This is a genomic window from Ralstonia sp. R-29, assembly GCF_049913345.1.
Taxonomy (GTDB): domain Bacteria; phylum Pseudomonadota; class Gammaproteobacteria; order Burkholderiales; family Burkholderiaceae; genus Ralstonia.
Map to the genome: position 1 here is coordinate 3,238,199 of NZ_CP184377.1, position 11,183 is coordinate 3,249,381.

Annotated in this window: 9 protein-coding genes; 6 read left to right on the forward strand and 3 right to left on the reverse strand. The window is 66.1% G+C overall.

The annotated features are described in order from the left end of the window. Positions 1-2 precede the first annotated feature (2 nt). The 5 genes from gspM to gspF are packed head-to-tail and all read left to right on the forward strand — an operon-like array spanning position 3 to position 6,705. A complete protein-coding gene (gene gspM, locus ACN9M1_RS15275) occupies positions 3-575 on the forward strand; it encodes a type II secretion system protein GspM (protein WP_426395633.1) in 573 nt (190 codons plus the stop codon). 12 nt (positions 576-587) lie between these two features. Then, complete coding sequence (locus ACN9M1_RS15280; RefSeq protein ID WP_426395635.1) at positions 588-1,448, forward strand: type II secretion system protein N; 861 nt, start codon at positions 588-590, stop codon at positions 1,446-1,448. Between the two features lie 36 nt (positions 1,449-1,484). Further along, positions 1,485-3,902: a type II secretion system secretin GspD gene (gspD, locus tag ACN9M1_RS15285; RefSeq protein ID WP_426395637.1), complete on the forward strand. Its 2,418-nt coding sequence runs from the start codon at positions 1,485-1,487 to the stop codon at positions 3,900-3,902. A 6-nt stretch (positions 3,903-3,908) separates the two neighbouring features. Continuing rightward, on the forward strand, positions 3,909-5,471 hold the full coding sequence (gene gspE, locus ACN9M1_RS15290; RefSeq protein WP_426395639.1) for a type II secretion system ATPase GspE: 1,563 nt from the start codon (positions 3,909-3,911) through the stop codon (positions 5,469-5,471). Between the two features lie 22 nt (positions 5,472-5,493). After that, entirely contained in the window at positions 5,494-6,705 is a 1,212-nt protein-coding gene (gene gspF, locus ACN9M1_RS15295) for a type II secretion system inner membrane protein GspF (protein ID WP_426395641.1), read from the forward strand. 557 nt (positions 6,706-7,262) lie between these two features. Here the strand turns inward: gspF and ACN9M1_RS15300 are convergent. After that, positions 7,263-7,946 (reverse strand): pyridoxamine 5'-phosphate oxidase family protein, encoded by a 684-nt coding sequence (locus ACN9M1_RS15300; RefSeq protein ID WP_426395642.1) that lies wholly within the window; start codon positions 7,944-7,946, stop codon positions 7,263-7,265. A 92-nt stretch (positions 7,947-8,038) separates the two neighbouring features. On the opposite strand from ACN9M1_RS15300, the gene ACN9M1_RS15305 reads away from it, so the two are divergent. Next, positions 8,039-9,505: a PLP-dependent aminotransferase family protein gene (locus ACN9M1_RS15305; RefSeq protein WP_426395644.1), complete on the forward strand. Its 1,467-nt coding sequence runs from the start codon at positions 8,039-8,041 to the stop codon at positions 9,503-9,505. On the opposite strand, the gene ACN9M1_RS15310 is transcribed toward ACN9M1_RS15305, so the two are convergent. Continuing rightward, complete coding sequence (locus ACN9M1_RS15310; protein ID WP_426395646.1) at positions 9,506-10,174, reverse strand: N-acetyltransferase; 669 nt, start codon at positions 10,172-10,174, stop codon at positions 9,506-9,508. It abuts the gene before it with no gap. Next, on the reverse strand, positions 10,171-11,037 hold the full coding sequence (locus tag ACN9M1_RS15315) for a hypothetical protein (protein WP_426395648.1): 867 nt from the start codon (positions 11,035-11,037) through the stop codon (positions 10,171-10,173). The genes ACN9M1_RS15310 and ACN9M1_RS15315 overlap by 4 nt, the downstream gene beginning before the upstream one ends. Positions 11,038-11,183 lie beyond the last annotated feature (146 nt).

Here is an 11,183-nt window from a genome sequence, read left to right on the forward strand (position 1 = left end):
ACATGGCGACTTCTCCCTCCTCCGCTTCGAGCGCATCCGCATCACGCCGCTTGCCGCGCATCGGCGTGCCGGATTCGGTACGCGATGCGGCCACCACGTTCTGGATGCAGCGCGAACCGCGTGAACGGCGCATCCTGGCCGGCGGCGGCGTGATCCTGCTGCTCGTGATCGTGTACCTGCTGCTGTGGGAGCCGGCGTTCGAGGGCCAACGCCGCATCGAAAAAGCCCTGCCCCAGATGCGCACCCAACTGGCCGAAATGGAAACGCTGGGTCAGGAGGCGCGCGGGCTGTCCGCCATTGCGGCCGCCCCCGTGCCGCGCGGCGCCGAACTGCAACAGGCGCTGACCACGAGCCTCACCAACCACGGCCTGAAAGCCACACGGATGGCGATGTCGGGCGAAAGCGTGCAAGTGCAACTGGACAAGGTGCCCTTTGGCGCCGTGGCCGAATGGCTGCAGGAAGTGCGACAAGCCCAGCGCATGAAGGTGATTGACGCGAGCATCAAGTACGTGGGCGCCACCGCCCTGGTCAACGTGACGGCGACGCTGCAAGGCCCCGCCGCCACTGGCCATTGACGGGACCGCGCCGTGCCGATCGGGATTGAATCACTGCCGCCGCTGCGCCTGCGCCGTCGTGCCGATGCCGACGAACGGCCCAGCATCGGCCGGCGTGTGCTGTGGTGTGTTGTAGCGTTGCTGGCGGTGGGCGTGACGGTGGTATCGCAATATCCGGCCGCCTGGGCCGCAGAGCGCATCGCGCAGGCGACGGGACACCGCGTGCTGCTGGCTGATAGCCAGGGCAGTATCTGGCATGGCAGCGCCACGCTGGCACTCACGGCCGGCACGGGCGGGGCCGATGCGACCGTGCTGCCGGGGCGGCTGTCGTGGTCGGTGGATGTCCTGCCGCTGCTGACGGGCACGCTGCGCGCGCACGTCACGCATGACCGCGCGCTCGAACAGCCGGTCACGCTGACGGTGTCGCCGGCGCGCTGGCAAGCCGAGCCCGGTGCGATGACGTTGCCGGCCTCGTTGCTGGAGGGCATTGGCGCGCCGTTCAACACGCTCAAGCTGGACGGCCGGCTGAGCGCGCGGTGGACGCCGCTGTCGGGGGATTTTGGGCACGGCCAGGGCCGTCCGGGCACCGTCCAGGGCGCGCTGACCGTCATGCTTGAGCAGGTATCATCCAGCCTCAGCCGGGTGCGGCCGCTGGGCAGCTATCAGGCCGTCGTGTCGTTTGGCGGTGCGGGTGGCGCGAATGATCGACCAACGGCCCAACTGGCCTTGTCGACGCTGGCCGGGCCGTTGACGCTGCAAGGCCAGGGCACCCTCGGCCAGGGCGCGCATTTTGACGGGGTGGCGAGTGCCACGCCGGAGTCGGAACCACAATTGATTGGCCTGTTGAGCCTGCTGGGCCCGCGTGACGGGTCGCACCATCGACTACGCTTTTGATTTCCAGCCGGTGCGCGAGCCAGCGCGCCGACAACCATGAACGAGACCATGCAAAACGCCGCTTCCCGACTCACCGTTCGCGCCATCGTCCTGGCATGCTGCGCAGCAATGGTGGCCGGCTCGATGTCCGCGACGTCAGCCCTTGCCGCCCCGCCTAGCGCAACGTCCGCCCAGAGCGGTAATCCGGGGGACGAGGTCTCGCTCAATTTCGTCAATGCCGATCTTGAGTCCGTGGTGAAGGCCGTCGGCCAGGCCACCGGCAAGAACTTCATCGTCGACCCGCGCGTGAAGGGCACCGTCAACCTCGTCACCGAGAAGCCGGTCACGCGCTCGCAGGCACTGGAATCGCTGGGTTCGATCCTGCGCATGCAGGGCTATGCGATCGTCGAGGGCAACGGCTTTACCAAGGTGGTGCCGGAAGCCGACGCCAAGCTGCAAGGCTCGCCGACGAGCGTTGGCGCGGCGGGTGCGCGTGGCGGCGAGCAGGTCGTCACGCAGGTCTTCCGCCTGCAGCATGAATCGGCCAACAACCTGGTGCCGGTGTTGCGGCCGATGATTGCGCCCAACAACACCATCACCGCGTACCCTGCCAACAACACGCTGGTCATTACCGACTACGCCGACAACCTGCGCCGCATCGGCCGCATCATCGCGTCGATCGACACCCCGGCAGCGGGTGAGACGGAGTTGATTCCGCTGAAGAACGCTGTGGCCATTGACGTGGCCGCCACGCTGCAAAAACTGATGGACCCGTCGGGCGGCGGTGCGGCAGGCGCGGGTGCCGGGGCGGCGCTGTCGGACCCAAGCCTGCGGACCTCCGTGGTGGCGGAGCCGCGCTCGAACAGTGTGATGGTGCGCGCGTCGAGCGCTGCGCGTCTGGCGCAGGCCAAGCAACTGATCGCCAAGCTGGACGTGCCCAACGCGCGGCCCGGCAACATCTGGGTGGTGCCGCTCAAGAACGCCAACGCTGTGCAGCTGGCCACCACGCTGCGCGCGATCGTGGCGGCGGATGCCACGCTGTCCGCCGCGCAATCTACCGGCCCGGGCGGCCAGAGCGCGGCGCAAGGCGCCACCTCGCAACCGGCGGGCGGTGCAGCGGGCTCGCAGTTCAACCAGAACACGCAGAACACCAATTACGGCAGCGGCTCTGGCTCGGGCAGTGGCTCGGGTAGCGGCAGCTCGTCGTTCCGCGCCTCATTCGGGCAGAACAACACGCCGACGACCGGCGGCATCATCCAGGCCGACCCGGCCACCAACGCGCTCATCATCACCGCCAGCGAGCCGGTCTACCGCAATCTGCGCGCCGTGATCGACGACCTCGACGCACGCCGCGCCCAGGTCTACATCGAATCGATGATCGTGGAAGTGACGGCCACCAAGGCGTCGCAGCTCGGCATCCAGTGGATGGTGGGCGCGGGCGGCCCGAATACGTACGGTGGCGGCGGTACCAACTTCGGCACGGGCTCGGGCAACCTGCTTACGCTGGCCGGCACCATTGCCACCATCACCTCGGGCGGCATCGGCAGCACGGCGGCACAGACGGCGCTGGGCAGCTTGAACGTGGGCCAGCTCAACGGTGGCCAGTTCGGCGTGTTCAACAAGGCCTCTGGCCTGGGCGTGCTGCTCTCGGCGCTGGGGTCGGACGGCTCGGTCAACGTGCTCTCGACACCTAACCTGATCACGCTGGACAACGAAGAAGCCAAGATCCTGATCGGCCAGAACGTGCCGATCACCACCGGCTCGTACGCGCAGACCGGCACGGCAGCTTCCGTCACGCCATTCCAGACGTTCGACCGCAAGGACGTCGGTATCACGCTGCGCGTCAAGCCGCAGATCACCGACGGTGGGCTGGTGAAGCTGCAGATCTTCCAGGAATCGTCGGCGGTGGTGCCTGGCACGCAGAATGCGACGCAAGGCCCGACCACCAACGTGCGATCCATCGAAACGAATGTGCTGGCCAACGACGGCCAAGTCGTCGTGCTGGGGGGCCTGCTGGAAGACAACTATCAGGACGGCGAACAGAAGGTGCCGGGCCTGGGCGACATCCCCATCCTGGGTGCGCTGTTCCGCTCGGAGAACAAGACGCGTGTGAAGACCAACCTGCTGGTGTTCCTGCGCCCGATCATCCTGCGCACGGCCGATGCCACCGGCGCGCTGTCGGACAACCGCTACAACTACATGCGCGATACGCAGCAGGGCTTTGTCTCGCCGAACATGCTGCCGAGCACCTACGACAAGGACACGCCGGTACTGCCGTCGCCGAACACCGTGCGCCCGGCCGACAACTACGGCGACGTGTCGATCGTGCCGAAGGGCCCCGCAGGCGTGCAGGTGCCCCCGGGCGCCCCGATGCCGATGCCCCAATCGACCACGCGCAGCCAGCCGCGCCAGCAAGAGTTCGCGCCGCCCACTTCCGGCGGCTACGACAGCAACGCGCCGCGCAAGGGCGGTTAAAGACCCATGGCCACGACGCAAGCCCCCATCGCCGACGCCCGCACGCTCGAGGCCCCCTCGCAGTCGGCCGTGCGCCTAGTGCCGTACGCGTTCGCGCGCGACGCCAAGCTGCTCGTCGCCCGTCAGGACGTCGATACGCTGGAAGTGTGGGTCTGCCCCGAAACTTCGCGCACGGCGCTGGCCGAACTCGGCCGCGTGTTCGGCGCACTGGAGCTGGTCACGCTCGACACGGCAGCGCTGTCCACCGCCACGCAAACCGCCTACAACGCGCAGGACGGCAGCGCCGCCCAGGTCGTGGGTGAAGTGGAAGGCGAAGTCGATCTCTCGCGCCTGATGCAGGACATTCCCGCCGTGGAAGACCTGCTCGAATCCGAAGACGACGCGCCGATCATCCGCATGATCAACGCGCTGCTCACGCAGGCCGCGCGCGAAGGTGCATCGGATATCCACATCGAGCCGTTTGAGAATGCGTCCGTCGTGCGCTTCCGCGTGGACGGTACGCTGCGCGACGTGGTGCGCCCGAAGAAGGCACTGCACGGCGCCCTGATCTCGCGTATCAAAATCATGGCGCAGCTCGACATCGCCGAGAAACGCCTGCCGCAAGACGGCCGCATCACGCTGCGTGTCGGCGGCCGCCCGGTGGACGTGCGTGTGAGCACGCTGCCCACCGGCCATGGTGAACGCGCGGTGCTGCGTCTGCTCGACAAGGAAGCCGGCCGGCTCGACCTCGGCAAGCTCGGCATGGGCGCCGGCACGCTGGCGCGCTTTGATCACCTGATCAACCAGCCGCACGGCATCGTGCTTGTCACCGGCCCGACGGGTTCCGGTAAGACGACCACGCTGTACGCGGCGCTGTCGCGATTGGATGCGGCGTCCACCAACATCATGACGGTGGAAGACCCGATCGAATATGACCTGGACGGCATCGGCCAGACCCAGGTCAACCCGAAGATCGACATGACCTTCGCCAAGGCCCTGCGCGCCATCCTGCGCCAGGACCCGGACGTGGTGATGATCGGGGAAATCCGCGACCTGGAAACCGCGCAGATTGCCGTGCAGGCCTCGCTGACCGGTCACCTGGTGCTGGCGACGCTGCACACGAACGACTCCGCTTCCGCCGTGACGCGGCTGATCGACATGGGGATCGAGCCGTTCCTGCTGTCGTCGTCGCTGCTGGGGGTGCTGGCGCAGCGGCTGGTACGCCGCCTGTGCGTGCATTGCCGCCGCGAGGAAGTGCTGGAACTCACGCCCGCTGAAGTCGAGGCCGTGGCCGGCATGCCGGCAGCTGCCGAAGGCGTAGCGCCAGCCACCCCGGCACGCAAATCGGTGTGGCATCACGTCGGCTGCGAGCGTTGCAGCAACTCCGGCTATCAAGGCCGCACGGGCGTGTACGAACTGCTGACCGTCACGCCGGAAATCCAAACCATGATCCACCGCCAGGCCGCCGAATCCGAGATCAAGGCGTTCGCCATCGGCCAGGGCATGCAGACCATGCGCATGGATGCACAGCGCTGGATCGACACGGGCGCGACGTCGCTGGAAGAAGTGTTGCGCGTGACGCGCGACTGAGCCGCGACGAATCAAATAACGCATGCCAGCCTTCCGCTACGAAGCCGCCGACGCCACCGGCAAGACCGACAAGGGCGTCATCGAAGCCGACAGCGCACGCCAGGCGCGTACCGTCCTGCGGGCACGTGGGCTGACGCCGCTGATAGTCGACGCGCTCGGGGCGCAGGCCACCAAGCGCGGTGGTTCGAGCTTCAGCAAGCGGCTCTCCGCACAGGAGAACGCGCTCGTTACGCGCCAGCTTGCCAGCTTGTTGGTGGCAGGCCTGCCGCTCGATGAAGCGCTCGCCGCACTGGCTGATCAGGCCGAACGCCCGTACGTGGGCGAACTCCTTGCCGCCATCCGCGCGGAAGTGGTGGGCGGCAGCTCGCTGTCGGTGGCGCTCGCGCAGCATCCGAAGGATTTCCCGGACATCTATCGCGCGCTGGTTTCCGCCGGTGAGCACTCAGGCAATCTTGGCCTCGTGCTCACGCGCCTGGCCGACTACATCGAGAGCCGCAACGCGCTCACCTCCAAGATCAAGCTGGCGTTCACGTACCCCGCCATCGTGACGGTGGTGGCGTTTGCCATCGTGATCTTCCTACTGTCGTACGTGGTGCCGCAGGTGGTGAGCGTGTTTGCCAACACCAAGCAGAAGCTGCCGACGCTCACGATCATCATGCTGTGGCTGTCGGATTTTGTGCGGAACTGGGGGTGGCTGGCGGCGATCGTGCTGGTTGCGTTGGGCTTGCTGATCCGCAATCTGCTCAAGCAGCCGGCGTTGCGGCTATCGTGGCACAAGTGGCTGTTGACGGCGCCGCTGTTTGGCAAGCTCGTGCGCGGCTACAACACCGCACGGTTTGCCAGCACGCTGGCGATTTTGACCAGCGCGGGTGTGCCGATTCTGCGCGGGTTGCAGGCCGCGGGGGAAACCTTGAACAACGTCGCGCTCAAAACCAACGTGGAGGATGCCTCCACACGCGTGCGCGAAGGGACGTCGCTGGCGCGGGCATTGGCGGCGCAGAACCAGTTTCCGCCGGTGCTGGTGCATTTGATTCGCTCTGGCGAGGCGACCGGCAATCTGCCTGCGATGCTGGAACGCGCGGCTCAAGGTGAAGCACAAGAGCTGGAGCGGCGCACGCTGTTTCTGACTGGGCTCTTGGAACCGGCGCTGATTCTGACGATGGGTGTGGTTGTGTTGCTCATCGTGTTGGCTGTGTTGATGCCGATCATCGAGATTAACCAACTCGTGCATTGATTCTGTTCTGGTGGTGCATCCCTTGTTTCATCCCCTGCCGGGGCTGACTCACTTTCTTTGTCTTGCCAAAGAAAGTAAGCAAAGAAAGGCGCGCCCGATGCGGCGACAACCTCCTTGAATTTATGTCGCAAGGAGGGAGGGGAGGCAAACTCGCTTCGCTCAGACAAGCCTCCCCTCTTTTTCCTCCTTGCAACAGAAATTCAAGGCGCCGCATAGGGCAGGAAAGTCAAAAGACAAAGCCAAACCCTCAGGGCACCAGCCCAAACGACAAGGCCAACCTCACGATGGGTTGGCCTTTTTCTTTTGACGTTGAGCCCTTGATGGCGCCTTGGATTTTTGTAAGCGGGCGGAAAAAAGACGGGGAACTGTTTGAGCGCAGCGAGTTTTCCCCGTCTCCGCCCGGTTACGAAAATCCAAGGAGGGTGTCGCCATCTCGGGCGCGCCTTTCTTTTGCTTACTTTTCTTTGGCAAGACAAAGAAAAGTGAGTCGGCCCCGGCAGGGGACGATACGGGGATGGACCAACAACATCAAACAACAGCACCGCTGATACACGTGCTCACAGCGTTACCGCCTCATCGGCGGCAACCCGAACACTATCCCTCCACTCCTGCACATAATCCGGCGTACCAGCAGGCGCAGCTTCAACCACCGGCGCCAGCGGCAACAACGCCATCGGCAGCACCCCAGCCCACACCGGCAGATCGAGATCTTCAGCATCATCCTTCGGCCCACCCACGCGGACCTTGCACGCGGCTTCGTCCAGCGGAATGCGCAGCACCGTCGTCGCAGCGAGCTCCTTGGCGTTGCCTGGGCGCGCCTGCCGCGAACGACCGGGCGCGAGCACTTCCATGAAGGCATCCAACACAGCGGGCTTCTGTTCATCTGGCACCACCTCAAACGCGCCGTAGATGACAGCCGAACGGTAGTTCATCGAATGGTTGAACGCCGAGCGCGCGAGCACCAACCCGTCGAGGTGGGTAACGGTCACGCACACCTGCGCGCCGCTGGCGGCCAGCTTGAGCATGCGACTGCCATTGGAGCCATGGATATACAGGTGATTGCCCTCGCGCCAGCACGCGGTGGGAATGCAGTGCACGCCGTGCTCATCGGCGAAGGCGATGTGGCAGACGTAGGCCTCGTCGAGGATGGCGTGCAGCGTGGTGCGGTCGTAGTGGGCCCGGTGCGCGACGCGGCGGACACGGGTGCGGTCGGTGGACGAGGTGGCGTCAGCGGTGGACATGCAAGGCTCCAGATGGGCGATCAACGTGCCGACGATAGAAAAACCGTGGCACCATGCGTAGACCCACCAATTCACACAATCTTGGAGCCAGGATGGACTATGGCGTCTTGCTATCGAACTACGAGCGCACAGCTGCGCGCGAAGCGGGTGCACGTGCCTCGCAGCAACATCGCCTCTACGCCTGCCTGCGCACGGCCATCCTGAGCGGTCAGATTGAAGAAGGCACACAACTGGCACCGACGCGCTCGCTGGCTGAAGAACTGGGCATCGCGCGCAACTCGGTGCTATACGCCTATGAGCAACTCGCGGCCGAAGGCTTTGTGGTGAGCCGTCGGCAAGGCACGGTGGTGGCGCGTGTCGGCCTGCAGCAAACGCCGGCGCTGGCACCGCAACCCGCGCCGGTGCTATCCCGCCGCGTTACCGGACTGGAGCGACCCAGCGGCGAGATGAGCGACCTGCTGCCCTTCCTGCCCGGCACGCCCGCATTGGATGAGTTTCCGCTGGCGCAATGGCGCCGTTGTGTGGAGCACGGCTGGCGCCGCATCGGCCCGGGCCAGATGGGCTACGGCCCGGTGGAAGGCAACGTGGCGCTGCGTCAGGCGGTGGCCGAGTACCTGCGCGTGTCACGCGGCGTACGTTGTGACGCGGCGCAGGTGTTCATCACTGACGGCACGCAGAACAGCCTCGACCTGTGCGCCCGCGCGCTGGCCGATGCGGGCGACACCGCCTGGATCGAGAACCCCGGCTACTACGGCGCGCGCGCGGCCCTGCAAGCGGCAGATCTGCGCCTCGTGCCAATCGGCGTGGATGCCGATGGCCTCGCCCCAAGCGCAGACGACTGGTGCGAGCGGCCACCGAAACTCATCTACATCACGCCATCACACCAGTACCCGCTCGGTGCGGTGATGAGTCTGGAGCGTCGCCTTGCATTGATTCAGCAAGCACGCACAGCCGGGGCATGGATCATCGAAGACGACTACGACAGCGAATTCCGCCACACCGGTGCGCCGCTATCGGCCGTGCAGGGGCTGACCGAGGATGCGCCCGTCATCTACCTGGGCACGTTCAGCAAGATGCTGTTTCCGGCGCTGCGGCTCGGCTACATGGTCGTGCCGCCAGCCCTGGCGCCCGTGCTGCGCAAGGCAGCCGGCGCGATGATGCTGCGCGGGCGTGTCGCCGAGCAGTTGGCGCTGGCGGAGTTCATCGAGGCGGGGCATTTCACGCGGCACCTGCGGCGCATGCGGCGTCTGTATGGCGAGCGCCGCGACGCACTGCAAGCCGCCATCGAGCGTCACCTGGGTGGGGTGGTGACGGTCTCCGGCGGTGCGGGTGGCATGCACCTCTCCGCACGGCTCGATGCGCCGGTGTCCGACGTGGATGTGAGCACCGCCGCCCGCACGCGCGGGATGGTGCTGCGGCCGCTGTCGCGTTTCTGCCTGCCGGGCACATTCACCCCGCAGTACAACGGCCTCGTGCTCGGCTATGGCAACGTGCCGGCCAGCATGATGGACGAGCTGGTCGTGCGCATCCGCAACGTCATCGAAACCCTGACCGGCTGATCAGATGGCCATCTTGGTGGCGGCGGCCAGTTCGGCCAGGCTCCAGCCCGCTCCCACCAGCACGCGCCGCGTGTGCAAGTCCTCCAGCAGCGCGACATCGCCCACGTGCTCGCCCAGGTAGCGCAAACGCTTGTCACGCACCTCCACATACCCCGATGGGTAGTGCCGGGCGAGCGACTGCCACACGCCATGCACACCAACGGACTGACGCGCGCCGCTCATCAAGCACATCCCACCGTCGAGCGCGCGCCGGAAGACGGTCGAGGCCAACCCGCGCCGCTGGTACGCCAACGCGTACTTCGAGTGCGGCGAACGCAAATAGCAATCTGCGCGCTTGTCCAGCTCGATCAAGCGGTTGAAGACCGTGTAGCCGGCCAGGCGCCGCGCCGCCACGTCTTCGACATAGACGTAGATCTCGCCATCGGCTTCGCGCGTGTGAATGCGAAAGCCCGGCAAGGTGCCGTCGTCCAACGTCATGCCATACAGCGGCGTGCCGGGCGTTTGCATGCGTTCATACAGCGCGTCGAGTTCGCGTTCGATGTCTTCGTTGTTGAAGTCGACATCAGTGCGCAGGCCGAGCGGCGCAACCCACCGACGCAGCGATTGCACCATCGATGCCAACGTTGGCAAGGCCGGTGGCGGCATGTGCAGGGTCAGCGCAGCGCTCATGCTGCCTCCGCCCAGTAGCCGCTGATGAGCCGCGCTGGCGGTTCCGCCGCACGGATGCGCGCACTTGCGGGCCAGTCGTCCATGCGCACGTTCAGGCCAGCGTGGATGCCATAGCCCGGCCCGGCGGCGATGGCACCGCCCGCCTCGACGCCCTCGCCTGCGCGGATGGCGCCACCGGCTTCGATATCGCCCCAGGCCTTGATGCCCCAACCCGCTTCCAGATGCGTTCCCACGCGCAGATCGGCGCCGACCAGGATGCCGTGCCCGGCCACGACGGATGCCTCACCGACGACATCAGCACCCGCACGCAGCCCTTTGCCACAGCGCACGTTGCCGCGCGCAGCCAGCGCTTCGCCGATCAGCAAATCGTCGGCCACATCGATATCGGCATCGCAATGCAGGTCGCGATGCACACGTGCGACGCCGCCGACATGCACCGCGCCAGTGGCAGTCACGCTCCAGCCGACGCGCAAGTCGCCGCCAACATGGACGGGGCCGTCGCAGTAGAGGCCAGCCTTGGCTTCCAGATCGCCGCCAGCGGTAACCGATTCGCCGGCGCGCACGCCACCACCTGCACGGATGGCTTGGCCCGCGCGCAACACGCCATCCACATGGATGCCGCCGCGCACGACGATGGTGCCGGCAAAGACGAGCGCATCGGCCTCGATGGCATCGGCTTCGAGCACGGCATCGGTGGGGCCAAAGTTGTCGAGCAACCAGATCGCGTCGGTGATGCGGCCTTCGCGCACGAGGCTGTCGAGCAGGTGTTGGTAGTCGGTGCCGTTGTGGCGGTTGCGGATGTACCAGCGATAGCCAGCCGCGCAAGGCTGTTTGGCCTTGATGAAGTTCTGTGTGAGTTCCATGGCAGTTCCTGCGCCCGGCAACTTGGCGATCAACGATCAGCGATCAACCAGCAGATGGCGGACGGACTGGTGCCGACACGGGTGGTGCCGAACCAGCGTTAAGAGATGAGACTGAGTGGAAGTGGCCGTACGGGGCAGAGGCGCCA

Coding starts and splice junctions, on each gene's coding strand:
- ACN9M1_RS15300 (WP_426395642.1), bottom strand. CDS start 7,946: ATGTCCACCGCTGACGCCACCTCGTCCACCGACCGCACCCGTGTCCGC.
- gspE (WP_426395639.1), top strand. CDS start 3,909: ATGGCCACGACGCAAGCCCCCATCGCCGACGCCCGCACGCTCGAGGCC.
- gspF (WP_426395641.1), top strand. CDS start 5,494: ATGCCAGCCTTCCGCTACGAAGCCGCCGACGCCACCGGCAAGACCGAC.
- ACN9M1_RS15305 (WP_426395644.1), top strand. CDS start 8,039: ATGGACTATGGCGTCTTGCTATCGAACTACGAGCGCACAGCTGCGCGC.
- gspM (WP_426395633.1), top strand. CDS start 3: ATGGCGACTTCTCCCTCCTCCGCTTCGAGCGCATCCGCATCACGCCGC.
- ACN9M1_RS15315 (WP_426395648.1), bottom strand. CDS start 11,037: ATGGAACTCACACAGAACTTCATCAAGGCCAAACAGCCTTGCGCGGCT.
- gspD (WP_426395637.1), top strand. CDS start 1,485: ATGAACGAGACCATGCAAAACGCCGCTTCCCGACTCACCGTTCGCGCC.
- ACN9M1_RS15310 (WP_426395646.1), bottom strand. CDS start 10,174: ATGAGCGCTGCGCTGACCCTGCACATGCCGCCACCGGCCTTGCCAACG.